The organism is Arthrobacter sp. zg-Y1116, assembly GCF_024385485.1.
In the GTDB taxonomy this organism is placed as follows: Bacteria; Actinomycetota; Actinomycetes; order Actinomycetales; family Micrococcaceae; genus Arthrobacter_B.
In genome coordinates this window covers 1,376,968-1,393,240 of sequence record NZ_JANFLR010000001.1, presented here as the reverse complement: position 1 = coordinate 1,393,240, position 16,273 = coordinate 1,376,968, and the positions used below count along the sequence as shown (strand labels likewise).

Genomic DNA, 16,273 nt, shown 5'->3' with positions numbered 1-16,273 from the left:
GGAAACGGCCTGTTCAACCAATCAAAATAAATTGGTATCAATAAACTTGGCACACTATTGAGTTCTCAAACAACAGACGCAATCCGAAAATACTCGGGAAAACAATGTTTTCCTTTTCTTCTTCGCTGCAATGTTTTATATCTTATTCCATTCCGGCGTTATTTGCAATTCGCGGTTTCCCTTGTCGGGAGCCCGTGAAAGGCGTTTTCCGCCGTTCCGGACCCAGCATCAACCGGAGTCTTTTCCACCGGCCCCGCGAAGGGCGCGCACTGGTTGGACTCTGTTTTTTGTTGGGGTTTGGCCGCCATGCTCGGGCGCTTTTCCAGCGTCCCGGCCGCGGCGACTTAGAAAACTTTACACACGTTTGCCCCCAGCTGCAAATCGGATTCGGGGTGACTCCGGACACGCATTTCCCGCCCGATTCCGGCGTCGTTTCCGGCGCCTTCCCGCAGGCATCAGACGGCCGCCCGGCACGGGTTCCCACGGCAGGCCCCACCCTATCCGGGCGGAAGCAGGGCTTCTTCCAGGCCCGCCAGCCCGGAGGCCGCTGCCTCATCCGTGATGACAGTGACCCGCGGATGCAACTGGAGGATGGAGGCCGGGCAATCAACACCCACCGGTCCGGTCAGTGCCCGAGCCAGGATTCCTGCCTTATCCCCGCCGCGGACCAACAGCAGCAGGTGCCTGGCACGGCGGATGGTCCCCAGCCCCTGGGTAATGCAGAACTGCGGAACCTCCCCCGTGGAAGGGAAGAACCGGGCGTTGGCCCTCCGCGTGGTTTCGGACAAGCGCTGCACCCGGGTACGCGAATCCAAGGATGAGCCGGGCTCGTTGAAGGCCAAATGGCCGTTATGCCCGATCCCCAGCAGCTGAAGGTCCACTCCCCCGGCACTTTCCAGCCGGCGTTCGAAGGCTTCGGCCGCTTCGGCGGGGTCCTCCGCACTGCCGTCCGGAACGGACACACAGCGCGGATCCAATCCGAGGGGGCGTGTGACCTCCCTGTCTATAACGGCGGCATAGGACTGTTCACTGTCGGCCGGCAGTCCAACATACTCATCCAGGGCAAACGCCCGTACCCGGGACAGGTCCAGTTCATGCTCCGCCAGCGCCCGGTACACCGGCAGGGGCGAGGACCCCGTGGCGAGCCCAAGTACGGCATCCGGCCGGTCCCGAACCAGCACCTCTATAAAGGAGGCACCAAGCGCGCCCAGCCCGGCGGCGTCGGGAACCGTATATAGGGCGAGACTCAATGCGGCGCCCCGGGAACATCGCCGGCCCTATATAGAGCGGGAAAGTCGGGACTCGATGCGGGTTCGCTCGGCAGGTCCGGCAGCACGGGAAGCGCAGGGGCTGCTGTCCGGGCTGTCTCTACCTGCATAGCTGGGGAACGCTGCATGGGCACACTCCTGATCCGGCGGGTTTTCCAGTATGGCTCCGTACCCGCAGTATGGCTCTATACCCCGGAGATACACCCCGGATCCGCTGCGAGTCGAGGCCCGGAATTTTCGGGTAGACTGGTTCCCGGCCCCTCATGTGGTGTCATCCTGTGAACTCCCCCAGGACCGGAAGGTAGCAAGGGTAAGCGGGCTCTGGCAGGTGCATGGGGGGTCTTTAATTTTTTTGAGGAAGTGGAGTTTCCACCGTGCCTGCCGCCGGAGGAAAAACCGTCAGTGCCAACCGATAGGCTTCTATCTGTGAGTACAGCCCTTTACCGCCGCTACCGTCCCGAGAGTTTCGCAGACGTGATCGGCCAGGAGCACGTCACGGAGCCGCTGATGGCGGCCCTGCAAAAGAACCGCGTTAACCACGCGTACCTCTTCTCCGGCCCGCGCGGCTGCGGCAAAACCACCTCTGCGCGCATCCTTGCCCGCTGCCTGAACTGCGCCGAGGGCCCCACCCCGGTCCCCTGCGGCAAGTGCGACAGCTGCGTTGAACTGGCCCGCGACGGGTCCGGCAGCCTCGATGTCATCGAGATTGACGCGGCCAGCCACGGCGGCGTCGACGACGCCCGCGACCTCCGGGAGCGCGCCACCTTCGCCCCGGTCCGGGACCGCTACAAGATCTTCATCATCGACGAGGCCCACATGGTCACGTCCGCCGGCTTCAACGCCCTGCTGAAGATCGTGGAAGAGCCGCCGGAACACATCAAGTTCATCTTCGCCACCACGGAGCCGGACAAGGTCATTGGCACCATCCGGTCCCGCACGCACCACTACCCCTTCCGCCTCGTTCCGCCGGAGCCGCTGCTGGCTTACCTTGAAAAGCTCTGCGCGCAGGAGAACGTAGCGGTCGCCCCGGGCGTCCTTTCCCTGGTGATCCGCGCCGGCGGCGGGTCCGTGCGCGACACCCTTTCCGTCCTTGACCAGCTCATGGCCGGCGCCGGCCCCGACGGCCTGGACTACGAATTGGCCGTTTCGCTGCTGGGTTACACCCCGGTGTCGCTGCTCGACGACGTCGTCGACGCAGTTGCCGCCGCAGACGCAGCTACCGTATTCCGCGCCGTGGACCGTGTCATCCAGACCGGCCAGGATCCCCGCCGGTTTGTGGAAGACCTGCTGGAACGCTTCCGGGACCTGATCATCGTCAACGCCATGCCGGACAGCGCATCCACCGTGCTCCGCGGCATGCCGGAAGACCAGATCAACCGGATGCAGACCCAGGCCACCCAGCTGGGCAGCAGTGAACTATCCCGCGCCGCAGACATCACCAACACTGCCTTGACCGAGATGACCGGTGCCACGTCGCCGCGGCTGCACCTCGAACTGCTCTGCGCCCGTATTCTGCTTCCGGCCGCAGACCAGGCCGAACGCGGGACGGCCGCACGGGTGGACCGCTTGGAGCGCCGGCTCAGTTATGCAGGTGATCCCACCGAGGCCATGGGCCGCGCTGCAGCTGCAGCGTCTCCGGTGAACACCATTCCCGCGGCCGCACCCACGGCTTCGCAGGCAGCTGCTTCAGCTCCTGCGGTGGACGAAGCTCCGGCATCTCCCCGGGGAACCGACTTTGCGGCAACGCCCGCCCCGGATGCAGCAGCAACCCCTGCCGCACCGGCAGCCTCCAGCCAGGACAGCAAGCCCGCCGGAAGTTCCCTGGACTGGGGCGGCACGTGGTCCACCCCGGCGCAGGCGCCTTCCCCGGCGGATGCCCCTGCCGCTTCAAGCGCCGCGCCCGCAGCGGGATCCAACGGTTCCCGCCCTGCCGCTGGCGGACCGTCGCAGCCAGCGCAGTCGCAGCCCGCCCAGTCGCAGCCGGTGTCCCAGCCCGCGCAGTCGCAGCCGGCGCAGCAGGCACCGGCCCAGCAGGTCCAGCCTCAGCAGCGGCAGGCTCCGGCCGGCGGTCCCGCTTCGGCACCGGCCGGCGGAAGCGGGCAGATCGAGATGATCCGCCGTGCCTGGCCGGAAATCATGGATGCCCTGACCAGCATCCGCCGTGCCACCTGGCTGAACGTCAGCAAAAACTCCAGCCCGCGCGCCTTTGACGGCAAGGTTCTTGAACTTGCCTTCACCAACCCCGGCGCGGCCACCAACTTCAACCGCCCCGACCATTTGGAGAACCTGCGCAAGGCGATCCATCAGGTCCTGGCGCTGGACTGCCAGATCAATCCGATCCATGACAGCTCGGCGTCAGCGGGTGAGTCGGGCCCAAAAGCCGATAGCCGGCAAGCGCCGGCATCCGCACCGGCCGCCAAGGCACCGGTAGTTCAGGCACAACCGGCTCAGGCACGACCGGCGCAGGCGCCTGCAGCCCAAGCTCCGTCGGTGCAGGATGGTCGAAGCACCACGGCTGCCGCCGCTCCTTCCAGCGAAACCGCCAAGATGACCGGGGCTGCTGCCCCGGACTCGCGCGCAGCGTCGGCTCCGGGCCCGGATTCGGCCCCGAGGGCAACGGCGCCTGCGGCAGCGGCACCAGCACCGGCAGCGGAGCCAGCAACGCCAGCGAACCGTGCAGTTCCGACGCAGCAGGCTCAGGCCGTTGCAGCACCGGTGGCCGCACCCGAACCGGCGGCACCAGGCGCTCCGGTCAACGCGGCTACGGCTGCCCTCCGGCGCCGCGCCGGCAGTTCCAACGGCGGCGGAACTCCGTCCACCGGTCCGGGCCAGGCCGCCCGCGGAACCTCCGGCCGGAACGGCAGCTCCGGCGCACGAGCTGCAGGGCGCTCAGCCGGAAACCGTCCTTCCGATGAGCCCTGGCCGGACGAGCCGAGCGATCCATTCAACGACGCACCCGAAAGCAACGCCTGGGAAACCGCCGAAGCGCCCGTGGATGTGTACTCCGGCGGACACCTCTCGGACTCCGAATGGGCGAGTACCGATTGGGCCGGCACCGGGTCCACCACCCGACCGGCCGGCGGAAACTCCGCGGCGGACAGCCGGGCCGGCGGCGCACAGACCTCCCCGTCATCAGCCGTACCCGCGGGCGCCCCGCGGGCTGCGGCACCGGCGTCGGCACCGGCGTCGGCGTCGGCCGCCCCCGCCGGCTTGACCGCCCGGCCCGGAACCACGACGGCGCCGGGTCAGGACCGGGGTGCAGCAGCACCAGGCGTCCGGACATCCGTTCCGCCGACGACGATGTCCCCCGCCGCCCCTTCCGGCGGTGCTCCCAACCAGCCGCTGAGCCGTTACCAGAAGCTCCTCAATGAAGCTGCCCAGCGCGGCGGCGGAGCCCCCGTCCGGGGGAGCCGCCCAGTAGACTCGACCTACGTCGAAGATGTTCCCAGCGCGGATGACATCACGCTTGAGGATTCCGGTCTGGTGGGGCGTAAGGCGATCGAACGGATTCTGGGCGGGCGGCTGATCGAGGAACGCAGCCTGGACGGCCGCTGACCAGCGCTGGTCCCCCGTAAGACGCCCGCTCCGGGGCCCGCAGCATGCGGAATACTCCGGTAACAGCCAGCTATAAACGCAGTTCAACCCAGCAGAGAAGGTTACGTGTACGAAGGTGCCGTTCAGGAACTCATCGATGAACTAGGCCGTCTTCCCGGCGTCGGGCCCAAGTCCGCCCAGCGCATCGCGTTCCACATCCTCGAGTCCGATCCCGATGACATGAAGAAGCTGGCCACGGCCATTGTCACGGTCAAGGACCGGGTGAAGTTCTGCAGTGTCTGCGGCAACGTCACGGAGCAGGAAACCTGCACCATCTGCAGGGACCCGCGGCGGGATCCGACCATGATCTGCGTGGTCGAAGAGTCCAAGGACGTGATTGCGGTGGAGCGTACGCGGTCCTTCCGCGGCCGCTACCACGTGCTGGGCGGCGCCATCAATCCGATTGCCGGCATCGGTCCGGACCAGCTGCGCATCCGGGAGCTGCTCAGCCGGCTGTCGGATGAGCAGATCGCCGAAATCATCATCGCCACCGACCCGAACCTCGAGGGCGAAGCCACGGCTACTTATCTGGTGCGGATGCTCAAGACCCTGGGCATCAAGGTCACGCGCCTGGCCTCCGGCCTGCCCGTGGGCGGGGACCTGGAATACGCGGATGAAATCACCCTCGGCCGCGCCTTTGAGGGCCGTCGGAGCATGTCCTAAGCCAGGACGCTTCCATGGGCCGCTAGGCGATCCGTGTCCCGGCAGCGAGCCTGCGGACCGGCGTCCGCAGCTTGCGCCGGCCCAGGAAAACCAGCGCCGCAGCCAGCGCGGCCTGGAGCGTGAGCCCCAGCGGCCAGATCGGCGGCACGTCGGGTTGGCCGCCCTCCCGGACTTCGCCGTTGATGCACGGCGTGCTGAAGTCCGGTCCGGCCTGGGCCAGTCGCACCACTGTGCTGATCCCCTCCATCACTCCGCTGGCGGTGTATCCGTTTTCGTCCCGCTCCGACGTGACGGGAATCGAATCGGCCACCACCACGAAGGGGTTGACCGCAAGGATCCACGCGATTCGCTCCGTATGTGCCACGGACACGTCCATCAGCGGACCCGAACAGGTGTATTCCTCGGCGCCGTTTCCATCGTAGGAATAGGAGGCGGAACTGCTGACCTTAACGGTCTCCTCGGTCAGGAAGCCGCTCAACCCAAACGCGATCAGGGTGCCCAGCCCCAGCAGGGCCACCAGCATGTAGGTGACCACAATGGAGAACAGCGGACGGGCGGCCAGGGCGGAAACGCCCACCCCCACCGCGCAGACGATCCCCAGTTCCACGGCCAGCATAACGACCGCCACCACGGCGGAGAGCGGCTGGACACCGCCCAGGGCCAGGGCCCACAGCAGGAAGGGAATGCTGGCCACGAGGAACCCCATGGACGCCAGCCAGGACGCCAGCCACTTCCCGGCAAGGATCTGGCCGGGGCGCAGGAGGGTGACCTGCAGGATGGCCAGCGTTCCGGCTGCACGGTCGCCGTTGACGGCATTGGCTGAAAGCGCCGGTGCCAGCAGCAGTCCAAAGAACAGGATGAAGCCAACCATCAGCTCGTAAAGCACCGGGCCCTGCGGCCCCGAGGTGGCGGAGGAACTCAGCGCCGTCAGGGTGGCCACCAACCCGATCACCACAAACCAGACAACCAGCAGCACATACCAGCTGCGGGAGCGCAGCCGCTGCTTCATCTCCAGTGCGAAGACGGAACGCACCCCGCGCCAATAGCCGAGCGCCGGGGCATCAGGGGTAAGGGTCTGCGTACTCATCCGCGATCAGCGTCCAAACTCATGTAGGTCTCCTCCAAGGCACCGCCGGCCGGCGCAAAGGCCGTAACGGCGACGTCGGCCAGCACCAGGGACCGCAGCAGCTCGGCCGCGGCGGCGTCCCCCGCCAACCGGACCTGGACCTCCGGCCGGGCGGCGCCGCCCTGCTGGCGATATGGGATGCCGCGCTCGTCCACCTGCCGCAGCAGGGAACCGGTGTTCAGGGAGCGGATGGCGTACCAGCGTTCCTGCGCATCGGCGTCGGCCAGTGATTGGGTTTTCACCGTCTCGCCGCGGGCCACGAAGACCGCCCGATCCACCATTTCGTCCAGTTCCGAGAGCACGTGCGAAGACACCACCACGGTTTTGCCTTCGGCAGCGAGCCGGCGCAGCAGCACCCGCAGGTCCACCCGGGATCCCGGATCGAGCCCCGACGCCGGTTCATCCAGCAGCAGGACCGACGGGTCATGGATCAGCGCGCGGGCCAGGCTCAGCCGCTGCTGCTGGCCGCGGGAAAACACACGTGCCGGCTTGTCCGCGAAGTCGGTGAGATGAACGGTTTCCAGCAGCTCGGCCGTCCGCTGTCCGGCCAACGAGCGCTCCATACCGTAGAGGCCGCCCACCGTGACCAGGATTTCCCGCGCGGTCAGGGATCCCCAGGTGCCCAGGGTGTCCGGCATCCAGCCCATCCCCGCGCGCACCCGGCGCGGGTCCACCAACGGGTCGAAGCCGTTGATCCGCACCGATCCGGCGTCGGGGGCCAGCAGGGATGCCAGGATCAGCAGCAGGGTGGTCTTCCCGGAGCCGTTCGGACCGATCAATGCCGTGACCTCGCCGGCGGGCGCGGTGAAGTCCATGTTGCGGATCGCTGCGACATTTCCGAAGCTGCGCTGAATCCCTTCGGCGACCACGCCGGTGCCTGTGACGGCTCTCTTCCCCATGGCGCCCACCCTAGGGGCCGGGCGTCGTGCACTGCGCCCGGACTCGCCGGTGGGCCGCAGGTTACGCACGTGTATTTCGGGACTTCCCGACGGCGGCGATAGACTTTCTGGACGGACGTTGTGGGTAGTACCGCCCGCTTTCCGGGGAGAACAGTTCGAAGCCGCGCCGAAGATGCCGGGCACCAGCAACCACAATGAAACTTGAGAAAGTGTACGCATGAGCCTGATAGTGCAGAAATTCGGCGGTTCCTCCGTAGCGGACGCCGACGGCATCAAGCGCGTGGCGAAACGCGTGGTGGATACCCATGCCGCCGGAAACGAAGTGGTGGTTGTCGTCTCCGCCATGGGCGACAGCACCGATGAGCTGCTGGACCTGGCCGGCCAGATCACCACCCAGGGCAATGCCCGGGAAATGGACATGCTGCTCAGCGCCGGGGAACGTATCTCGATGGCGTTGCTGGCTATGGCCATTAACCAGCTCGGCGGCTCTGCCCAGTCCTTCACCGGCAGCCAGGCGGGCATGATCACCGATGCGATCCACGGCAAGGCCCGGATCATTGACGTGTCCCCGCACCGCATCAAGACCGCCATCGAGCGGGGCGATATCGCCATCGTGGCCGGCTTCCAGGGCGTCAGCCAGGACAGCCACGACATCACCACCCTTGGCCGCGGCGGTTCGGACACCACGGCGGTGGCCCTGGCCGCAGCTCTGGAAGCCGATGTCTGCGAGATCTACACCGACGTCGACGGCGTGTACACCGCCGATCCGCGGGTGGTTTCGAGCGCCCAGAAGATCGAGAAGATTTCCAGCGAGGAAATGCTGGAGTTGGCCGCTTCCGGTGCCAAGATCCTGCACCTGCGCTGCGTGGAATACGCCCGGCGCTTCGGCGTTCCCCTGCACGTCCGCTCATCCTTCAGTTCACACGAGGGAACCTGGGTTCTGCCCAGCCCCGATGACAAGATCAAGATTCAAGAGGGAGAACCCTTGGAACAGCCCATCATCTCCGGCGTTGCCCATGACCGTTCCGAAGCCAAGGTCACGGTGGTGGGTGTTCCGGACATCCCCGGCAAGGCCGCGGAAATCTTCGGCATCGTGGCGGGCGCCAACTCCAACATCGACATGATCGTGCAGAACGTTTCCACCCAGGGTTCGGGCCGGACGGACATCTCCTTCACGCTGCCCATCATTGACGGCAAGGAAGCCATCGACGCGCTCAACGCCGCCAAGGCCGAGGTCGGTTTCGACACCATCCACTACAACGAGCAGATCGGCAAGCTCTCCCTGATCGGCGCAGGCATGCGGTCTAACCCGGGCGTCTCGCACCGCTTCTTCGAAGCGCTGCACACCGCCGGGGTGAACATCGACATGATCTCCACCTCCGAGATCCGCATCTCCGTGGTCACCAGCGCCAAGCTGCTGGACACCGCAGTACGCGCGGTGCACGCGGCCTTCGGGCTCGACGGCGACAGCGAGGCCACGGTGTACGGCGGCACCGGGCGCTAGGGCCGCGGCGGCCTGACATCGGGCAGCAAAGAGGCCGGCACCCAGGCGGTGCCGGCCTCTGGCTATCCGGAGCGCATTCGGAGCTTATTCGGGCTTCCGCGAGACGATGTAGCTGCTTCCGTCCGGCCGGGTGACGGTTTCCCACATCGCCTTTTCCTGGGCCTGCTGCTCCTTGAGCAGCGCCTGGTTTTCCTCCGTCATCGGATGGTCCAGCGACCCCTGCTGCGCGGGTCCGAAGATCAGCCGCACCTTGCCCGTGGTCCGCATGAACCGGGTTACAAAGCTTTCCTTCTCAACCATGCTGCACCTTTCCGACGGGCATTACGCTCCTATCGTACTAACGATCAGGTTGGTATTTTCCGTCAACCAAGCCCTGCCTGAACCAGCGGATGACGGGCGTACCGCGAGGCAGGATAATGGAACGGTGATTGCTCCCGCCCACCCCACCGTCCTCAGCGAGGACCAATGGCTGCCGCGGCAGTCCGCGCACGAAGAACGCGTCCGGCCCTTCACCGAAGGATTCCTGGCACGGCGCTCGGCCGGGCGGAAGCACCCGGTGGAGGACTTCCTCTTCACCTACTACTCGCAGAAACCCGGCCAGCTGCTGCGCTGGCACCCGGGCGCCGGCGTCGTCCTCACCGGTCCGTCCGCACTCGAGCGCACCGGGTGGAAGTTCTACCGGACACTGACGGAAGCGGAACGGGACGCCGCGGGGATCGACGCCGGAACACCCGCCGTCACCGTGGACACCGATGGGTTCGCCGCGGTGCGCGGAGACGCCCTGGGGTTCACCACCATGCTGCTTTCCCGCACGGCCGCCCGGAAGCCGGTGCTCGGATGCTTCGGCATGCACGAGTGGGCCATGGCCTACAAGTCGGAGGACAACGGCATCCGGCACGATTACCTGCAGCTGCGGCTCGGTGCCGCCGGGACGGACGAACTGGTGGAACGCAGCAAGATCCGCTGCACCCACTTCGATGCCTTCCGGTTCTACACCCCGGAAGCAGTGCCCCTGAACGAGCTCAAACCCACCCGCGAGAACCAGCGCGACCTGGAACAGCCCGGCTGCCTGCACGCCAACATGGACCTGTACAAATGGGCCTACAAACTGGTGCCGCTGCTCCCCAGCGAGGTGGTTATGGACGCCTTCGAGCTGTCCTGGCGCATCCGGGAAATGGACATGTGCGCCTCCCCTTACGACCTGGCTGATTGGGGTTACACCCCGATTGCGGTGGAAACCCCTGCCGGCCGGGCGCAGTACGCAGCCGCACAACGCGGCTTCGCCGAGGAATCGCAGCAGTTGCGGGCGCGCATCCTGAGCCTGCTGGAACCCTTTGGAGGACAGCTATGCAGCCAGAACCGACCGGCCGGGTTATCCGCACCGGACCCGAGTCCTACGACCTGATTCTTCACCGCAGTTTTCCCGAACCGGCTGCGGCCGTCTGGCCCAGCTTCACCGACCCCGACCTGACGGCCCAGTGGTTCGGCCGCTGGGAAGGAACCCCGGGCAGGGGCGGCACCGTTGACCTGCAGTTGCTCTTCGAAGAGGGCCTGCCCTGGAGCCGGGTCCGGATAGCGGAGTGCGTCTCTCCGGAACTGCTGCGCCTGCTGGTGGAGGATGAATACGGCGGCTGGGACCTGGAGATCCGGCTCCGGGACGATCCGGCCGGCACCGCACTGGACTTCATCCACCATCTGGAGGACCCGCAGGCCGCTTCAAGCATCGGGCCGGGCTGGGAATACTATCTGGACCGGCTGCTGGCCGCCCGCAGCGGCGGCCCGGCGCCGGACTTCGAGGACTACTTCCCAAGCCAGGATGCCTACTTCGCGGCGCAGGCAGACGCTGCTGCGGATTCGACCGACCCTGCTTGACAGCGTTGGCTAGGCTGGTGGCTCCGCTACCAATGGAGGCCGAACAGTGCGCAACATTCGAGGAATAGCAGTAGTCCCCATGCTGCTGTGCTCCGCCGTCCTGTTGGCAGCCTGCGGCGCCGATTCCGGCCGTTCTCCGGATCCCGGGGAATCCACGGGCTCCCCCAGTGAGTCAACGACGGCGCCGGCCTCGCCTGTCGGTTCGCCCACACCGACCGGCTCCCCTACCCCCGCTCCCGGGACCGGCGGGACCGCCGCGGAGGCACCGGTCTCGCTGACCGTCGAGTTCAGTGCGGACGGAACGACGCCGAGCAGCACGTGGACGCTGCAGTGCGACGGCGCCGCGCCCCGGGAAGGCTCGACCGTACCGGATCCTGCCGGTGCCTGTGCCGTGCTCGCGGAACAGGGGGTGGCCGCCCTCGCGGAGCCGGCGGCGGGCTTGATGTGCACCCAGGAGATCCGCGGAATGCAGCGCGCACACGTCACCGGCATGGTCCGCGGCGAGGCCGTGGACACAACCTTCTCGCTGACTGACGGCTGCCAGATTTCACGCTGGGAACGGCTTACCGCCCTGCTGGGCCCCGCGGACGGCTCCCTCTAGTTACCGGCGCACGCTTTCTCGGCGGCCCAGGATCACCAACGTGCAAATGGGTCCCAGCACGGGGAATATCAGGCAGAAGACAAGCAGTCCAAGCCGCTCCCCGGCAGTGACTGCACTCGAGCGGGCCAGGCGGACGACGGCGACCACCAGCAGGATGATCAGGGCCGCGGAAATTCCGGTGACCAGGAACTCCCAGCCCGTCGGGATCAGGGGGTTCGCTCCGTTATTCATTGCCGTTTCCTTCCGTAGACACTGCCCGGTCGCGCTTGAGCCGCACGTAGACCTGCTTGCGGACCCGTGCCACAACGTCCCCTGAACCGTCGGTAACATCCACCGAGAACCACTCAAGTACCTTGTCGCCGCCGGCCGCGAGCTTGCGCAGCCGCCCGACGTCGGCCCGGTCCAGGGTGAAGCGGACGGTCAGCTCGCCCTTTCCCGGCTTCAGGAACTCAATCTCCGCGGCACGGTCCCAGACCACGTGGTCGCGGCCGAGGTGGTGGAGCAGCATCATCATCCAGAACGGGTCCGTCATCGCGAACAGGGAGCCGCCGAAATGCACGCCGGCCACGTTCTTGTTCCACCAGTAGGACCGCAGCCGCACAGAGACACCCAGGTATTCAGGGTCCAGTCGGGTGATCCGAATGCCGGTAAAGGCAAAGGGCGGCCACAGGTTCATTAGCCGGCGGACCGTGGCCGGGCTTGCTTGCAGGAGTCTCACGGGCCCACTCTAACCAGAGGTAATCCAGCTCACACAATGGCCCCCGACCCGACACCTCATGGCCTACTATTGAATAAGCATGCTTAGTATTCTCCCGGACAACGGAGTTCCGGACCGACTGAAAGCGCAAAAATGTCTATAGAAGCAAAGGACCAATACCTCTGGGCACGAGGGATCCTCGAGTCCGACGACGCCGACTACATGCACTGCGGCGAACCCATGCAGCCCCGGGACAGCCGGCAGCTCTCCATCTTCGAACCGATCACTGTGGAATCCATGCCGCAGGAACCGGTGGATGTACAGCTGGAAACCACCGTGCTCCGCTGCGTCTGCGGCTTCCAGCTGGAGATCCCGGCCTAGGGCCCGGAGTCGTCACCGTAACGCAGGTAACGCGGCTAGAATGGCAAGTGCAAGCTCGCGGAGCGCTGAATCAGCGTGAGACGGCAAGGTCCGCGGCCACCCATCTCGTTTAGAGGAGCTGCCGGATGCCCCGGATCGTTGTTGACGTTATGCCCAAGCCTGAAATCCTCGATCCGCAGGGCAAAGCCATTGCAGGGGCGCTCCCCCGCCTGGGACTGACCGGCTTCGCCGGAGTCCGCCAGGGCAAGCGCTTCGAGCTCACCGTAGACGGAGACGTCACCCCCGAAATCCTGGAGCAGGCCCGCACCGCCGCCGCCACGCTGCTCTCCAACCCCGTGATCGAAGACGTCACCCGCGTTGAAGTAATCCCGGAGGCCTGATCTTGAGTACCCCCCTGATCGGCGACTTTTCCGTTGCCCCCGAAAACGACGCGCTCCGCGCGGTCCGGGTGGGTGTCATCACCTTCCCCGGCACCCTGGATGACCGCGACGCCGCCCGCGCGGTAACCATCGCCGGCGGCACCGCCGTCGGGCTCTGGCACGCCGAAGCGAATCTGCAGTCAGTGGACGCCGTGATCATCCCCGGCGGGTTCTCCTACGGGGACTACCTGCGCGCCGGCGCGATTGCCCGCTTCGCACCGCTCATGGAAAAGGTAGTGGACGCCGCCGCCGGCGGCATGCCCGTACTGGGCATCTGCAACGGCTTCCAGATCCTCACCGAGGCGCACCTTCTGCCCGGTTCCATGATCAAGAACAACCACCTGAGGTTCTCCTGCGCGGACCAGCTGCTGCGGGTGGAAAACAACAGCACCGCCTGGACCTCCGCCTACGAACCCGGCGCCGGCATGGTGGTTCCGCTGAAAAACCAGGACGGACAGTACGTCGCGGATGAGAAGACGCTGGACGAGCTGGAAGGCGAAGGCCGGGTGGTCTTCCGCTACGACGGCGGGAACCCCAACGGGTCCCGCCGCGGCATCGCCGGCATTTCCAACGCCGCAGGGAACGTCGTCGGGCTGATGCCCCACCCCGAACACGCCGTCGAACCCGGCTTCGGCCCGGATTCCTCCGCCTACGGCGAGGTCGGCCTGGGCTACGGCACCGACGGGCTGCGCATCTTCAGCTCTGTACTCAACTCGCTCGTTGCCGGAGGCAAGTCATGACCGTTTCCCCCAGTGCTGCCGCTGAGCAGAAGAAGTTCCGCATCGACACCGTTGAGCACGCCGCCGCCACCCCGGACACGGAACTGCCCTGGGCCGAGCTCGGCTTGAAGGAAGACGAATTCCACCGTGTCGTGGAGATCCTGGGCCGCCGCCCCACCGCGGCGGAACTGGCCATGTACTCGGTGATGTGGTCCGAGCACTGCTCCTACAAGTCCTCCAAGGTGCACTTGAAGCAGTTCGGTGACAAGGTCACCGACAAAATGAAGGAACACCTGCTGGTGGGCATCGGCGAGAACGCCGGCGTCGTGGACATCGGTGAAGGCTGGGCCGTGACCTTCAAGGTCGAATCCCACAACCACCCGTCCTTCGTGGAGCCCTACCAGGGCGCCGCCACCGGCGTCGGCGGCATTGTCCGCGACATCATCTCCATGGGCGCCCGCCCGGTGGCCGTGATGGATCCGCTGCGCTTCGGTGCCATCGACCACCCGGACACTGCCCGCCTGGTGCACGGCATCGTCTCCGGCATCGGCGGCTACGGCAACTCCCTGGGCCTGCCGAACATCGGCGGGGAACTGGTCTTCGACTCCGTCTACCAAGGCAACCCGCTGGTCAATGCCCTGGCCGTGGGCGTAATGCGCCACGAGGACATCCGCCTGGCCAACGCGTCCGGCGCCGGCAACAAGGTGGTGCTCTTCGGCGCCCGCACCGGCGGCGACGGCATCGGCGGCGCGTCCGTGCTGGCCTCCGAATCCTTCGACGCGGACAAGCCCTCCAAGCGTCCCGCCGTCCAGGTGGGCGATCCGTTTGCGGAGAAGGTGCTCATCGAGTGCTGCCTGGAACTGTTCAAGTCCTCCGTGGTGGAGGGCATCCAGGACCTGGGCGCCGCCGGCATTTCCTGCGCGACGTCGGAACTCGCCTCCAACGGCGACGGCGGCATGCACGTGGAACTGACCAACGTGCTGCTGCGCGACCCCACCCTGACTCCGGGCGAGATCCTGATGTCCGAGTCCCAGGAACGCATGATGGCCGTGGTGACGTCGGAGAACGTGGAAGCGTTCGAGGCCATCATGGACAAGTGGAACGTGGAGTACTCCTGGCTCGGCGAGGTCACCGGCACCGGCCGGCTGATCATCGATTGGGACGGCGAAACCATTGTGGACGTGGATCCGCGCACGGTGGCGCATGAGGGACCGGTGTACCAGCGCCCCATGGCCCGCCCGGCCGCACAGGACAGCATCGAAGCCGACTCCTTCAACGCGGAACGGCCCTTCGGCAGCGCCGCGGTCAAGGACGCCATCCTGGAACTCATGGCCTCACCGAACATGTGCGACAAGTCCTGGGTCACCAACCAGTACGACCGCTATGTGCAGGGCAACACCGCCCTGGCCATGCCGGACGACGCCGGTGTGGTCCGCGTGGATGAAACCACCGGACTGGGCGTCGCGATTTCCACCGATGCCAACGGCCGCTACTCCTACCTCAACCCGTACGAGGGCGCGAAGCTGGCCCTGGCCGAGTCCTACCGCAACGTGTCCACCGCCGGCGCAAAGCCCCTGGCGGTCACCGACTGCCTGAACTTCGGCTCCCCGGAGGACCCCGAGGTCATGTGGCAGTTCGCCGAGTCCGTACGCGGACTGGCCGACGGCTGCCGCGAACTCGGCGTGCCCGTCACCGGCGGCAACGTCTCGCTCTACAACCAGACCGGCGGCGTCGCCATCCATCCCACCCCCGTGGTGGGCGTGCTGGGCGTGTTCGACGACGTCGCCCGGCGCACGCCGTCGGGCTGGCGGCAGGACGGCCAGGCCATTTACCTGATGGGCACCACGCAGGACGAGCTGGACGGTTCCGAATACGCGAACCTGCGCGGCCACCTGGGCGGGCAGCCGCCGAAGGTGGACCTGCAGGCGGAGAAGCTGCTCGGGGAACTGCTGGTCAATGCCTCCCGCGACGGAATGATCGACGCCGCGCATGACCTCTCCGAAGGCGGCCTCGCCGCCGCCCTGTCCGAAATGGCCCTGCGCTTCGGCGTCGGTGCTCGGATCGGCCTTGGCGAAGTCTGCGAACGCGACGGAGTGGACCTGTTCACCCTGCTGTTCTCCGAGTCCCAGGCCCGCGCCGTCGTCGCGGTGGCCCGCAGCGAAGAGGTCCGGTTCAAGGACATGTGCTCGGCGCGCGGCTTCGCTCATGCCCGGATCGGCGTGGTGGATACCGAAATCGGTGCCCTGGACTTCCAGAGCAACTTCACTCTGCCCCTCGATGAGCTGAAGGCTGCGCACGAAGGCACCCTGCCGAAGCATTTCGGCTAGTATCCCGCGGCCGCACGGGCCCGGCAGTTCATGGCCGGGCCCGTGTAGGCTCCAGCAGCCCACGACGTCCACCGGGCTATTCGGACTTCTCCTGGCGAACTCGTTTCGGATGCTCTTCGTACCTGTCGGGCACCAAACCAAGTAGTGCCCTCCGGGTCCGGGTGCGCCGAATGAAGCAAAACCCGAAAGTACGTGCAAAATTA

Annotated in this window: 16 protein-coding genes and 1 other RNA gene; 11 read left to right on the top strand and 6 right to left on the bottom strand. The window is 66.4% G+C overall.

What is annotated here, in order from left to right; translation table 11 throughout:
* Window positions 1-497: 497 nt before the first annotated feature.
* Window positions 498-1,250, bottom strand: coding sequence for a glucosamine-6-phosphate deaminase (locus NNX34_RS06690; RefSeq protein WP_370646971.1), 753 nt, complete (start codon window positions 1,248-1,250; stop codon window positions 498-500).
* A gap of 270 nt (window positions 1,251-1,520) precedes the next feature.
* On the opposite strand from NNX34_RS06690, the gene ffs reads away from it, so the two are divergent.
* The 3 genes from ffs to recR all read left to right on the top strand — a co-directional run bounded on the left by ffs (window position 1,521) and on the right by recR (window position 5,525).
* Window positions 1,521-1,616: signal recognition particle sRNA small type (gene ffs / locus NNX34_RS06685), an RNA gene on the top strand.
* Between the two features lie 78 nt (window positions 1,617-1,694).
* Complete coding sequence (locus NNX34_RS06680) at window positions 1,695-4,823, top strand: DNA polymerase III subunit gamma and tau (protein WP_255765682.1); 3,129 nt, start codon at window positions 1,695-1,697, stop codon at window positions 4,821-4,823.
* A gap of 105 nt (window positions 4,824-4,928) precedes the next feature.
* Window positions 4,929-5,525, top strand: coding sequence for a recombination mediator RecR (gene recR, locus NNX34_RS06675; RefSeq protein WP_255765681.1), 597 nt, complete (start codon window positions 4,929-4,931; stop codon window positions 5,523-5,525).
* Between the two features lie 22 nt (window positions 5,526-5,547).
* Here recR and NNX34_RS06670 read toward each other — a convergent pair whose 3' ends face one another.
* Entirely contained in the window at window positions 5,548-6,612 is a 1,065-nt protein-coding gene (locus NNX34_RS06670; RefSeq protein WP_255765680.1) for an ABC transporter permease, read from the bottom strand.
* Complete coding sequence (locus NNX34_RS06665; protein WP_255765679.1) at window positions 6,609-7,550, bottom strand: ABC transporter ATP-binding protein; 942 nt, start codon at window positions 7,548-7,550, stop codon at window positions 6,609-6,611. The genes NNX34_RS06670 and NNX34_RS06665 overlap by 4 nt, the downstream gene beginning before the upstream one ends.
* 217 nt (window positions 7,551-7,767) lie before the next feature.
* On the opposite strand from NNX34_RS06665, the gene NNX34_RS06660 reads away from it, so the two are divergent.
* Window positions 7,768-9,054 (top strand): aspartate kinase, encoded by a 1,287-nt coding sequence (locus NNX34_RS06660; protein ID WP_255765678.1) that lies wholly within the window; start codon window positions 7,768-7,770, stop codon window positions 9,052-9,054.
* 84 nt (window positions 9,055-9,138) lie between these two features.
* Here NNX34_RS06660 and NNX34_RS06655 read toward each other — a convergent pair whose 3' ends face one another.
* Window positions 9,139-9,354, bottom strand: coding sequence for a hypothetical protein (locus NNX34_RS06655; protein ID WP_255765677.1), 216 nt, complete (start codon window positions 9,352-9,354; stop codon window positions 9,139-9,141).
* A gap of 127 nt (window positions 9,355-9,481) precedes the next feature.
* Between NNX34_RS06655 and NNX34_RS06650 the strand changes: the two genes are divergently transcribed.
* From NNX34_RS06650 to NNX34_RS06640, 3 genes are read left to right on the top strand one after another with little or no spacing between them, the layout of a single operon-like run.
* Window positions 9,482-10,459 (top strand): 3-methyladenine DNA glycosylase, encoded by a 978-nt coding sequence (locus NNX34_RS06650; protein WP_370647237.1) that lies wholly within the window; start codon window positions 9,482-9,484, stop codon window positions 10,457-10,459.
* Window positions 10,402-10,926 (top strand): SRPBCC domain-containing protein, encoded by a 525-nt coding sequence (locus NNX34_RS06645; protein ID WP_255765675.1) that lies wholly within the window; start codon window positions 10,402-10,404, stop codon window positions 10,924-10,926. Before NNX34_RS06650 ends, NNX34_RS06645 begins: the two co-directional genes overlap by 58 nt.
* 46 nt (window positions 10,927-10,972) lie before the next feature.
* Window positions 10,973-11,527, top strand: a complete 555-nt coding sequence (locus NNX34_RS06640; RefSeq protein ID WP_255765674.1) for a hypothetical protein — start codon at window positions 10,973-10,975, stop codon at window positions 11,525-11,527.
* On the opposite strand, the gene NNX34_RS06635 is transcribed toward NNX34_RS06640, so the two are convergent.
* Together NNX34_RS06635 and NNX34_RS06630 are read right to left on the bottom strand one after the other, a co-directional pair.
* Window positions 11,528-11,758, bottom strand: a complete 231-nt coding sequence (locus NNX34_RS06635) for a hypothetical protein (protein WP_255765673.1) — start codon at window positions 11,756-11,758, stop codon at window positions 11,528-11,530.
* A complete protein-coding gene (locus tag NNX34_RS06630) occupies window positions 11,751-12,245 on the bottom strand; it encodes a DUF4442 domain-containing protein (protein ID WP_255765672.1) in 495 nt (164 codons plus the stop codon). Before NNX34_RS06630 ends, NNX34_RS06635 begins: the two co-directional genes overlap by 8 nt.
* A gap of 132 nt (window positions 12,246-12,377) precedes the next feature.
* On the opposite strand from NNX34_RS06630, the gene NNX34_RS06625 reads away from it, so the two are divergent.
* The 4 genes from NNX34_RS06625 to purL all read left to right on the top strand — a co-directional run bounded on the left by NNX34_RS06625 (window position 12,378) and on the right by purL (window position 16,070).
* Window positions 12,378-12,605: a hypothetical protein gene (locus NNX34_RS06625; protein ID WP_255765671.1), complete on the top strand. Its 228-nt coding sequence runs from the start codon at window positions 12,378-12,380 to the stop codon at window positions 12,603-12,605.
* A 125-nt stretch (window positions 12,606-12,730) separates the two neighbouring features.
* Window positions 12,731-12,985, top strand: coding sequence for a phosphoribosylformylglycinamidine synthase subunit PurS (gene purS / locus NNX34_RS06620; RefSeq protein ID WP_227920839.1), 255 nt, complete (start codon window positions 12,731-12,733; stop codon window positions 12,983-12,985).
* The gene (gene purQ / locus NNX34_RS06615) at window positions 12,985-13,764 is read left to right on the top strand and encodes a phosphoribosylformylglycinamidine synthase subunit PurQ (RefSeq protein WP_370646980.1); all 780 of its coding nucleotides are present in this window, start codon (window positions 12,985-12,987) and stop codon (window positions 13,762-13,764) included. The genes purS and purQ overlap by 1 nt, the downstream gene beginning before the upstream one ends.
* On the top strand, window positions 13,761-16,070 hold the full coding sequence (gene purL, locus NNX34_RS06610) for a phosphoribosylformylglycinamidine synthase subunit PurL (RefSeq protein WP_255765670.1): 2,310 nt from the start codon (window positions 13,761-13,763) through the stop codon (window positions 16,068-16,070). The genes purQ and purL overlap by 4 nt, the downstream gene beginning before the upstream one ends.
* Window positions 16,071-16,273: the final 203 nt, after the last annotated feature.

Coding starts and splice junctions, on each gene's coding strand:
- NNX34_RS06670 (WP_255765680.1), bottom strand. CDS start 6,612: ATGAGTACGCAGACCCTTACCCCTGATGCCCCGGCGCTCGGCTATTGG.
- NNX34_RS06665 (WP_255765679.1), bottom strand. CDS start 7,550: ATGGGGAAGAGAGCCGTCACAGGCACCGGCGTGGTCGCCGAAGGGATT.
- NNX34_RS06660 (WP_255765678.1), top strand. CDS start 7,768: ATGAGCCTGATAGTGCAGAAATTCGGCGGTTCCTCCGTAGCGGACGCC.
- NNX34_RS06655 (WP_255765677.1), bottom strand. CDS start 9,354: ATGGTTGAGAAGGAAAGCTTTGTAACCCGGTTCATGCGGACCACGGGC.
- NNX34_RS06645 (WP_255765675.1), top strand. CDS start 10,402: ATGCAGCCAGAACCGACCGGCCGGGTTATCCGCACCGGACCCGAGTCC.
- NNX34_RS06635 (WP_255765673.1), bottom strand. CDS start 11,758: ATGAATAACGGAGCGAACCCCCTGATCCCGACGGGCTGGGAGTTCCTG.
- NNX34_RS06625 (WP_255765671.1), top strand. CDS start 12,378: ATGTCTATAGAAGCAAAGGACCAATACCTCTGGGCACGAGGGATCCTC.
- purS (WP_227920839.1), top strand. CDS start 12,731: ATGCCCCGGATCGTTGTTGACGTTATGCCCAAGCCTGAAATCCTCGAT.
- purL (WP_255765670.1), top strand. CDS start 13,761: ATGACCGTTTCCCCCAGTGCTGCCGCTGAGCAGAAGAAGTTCCGCATC.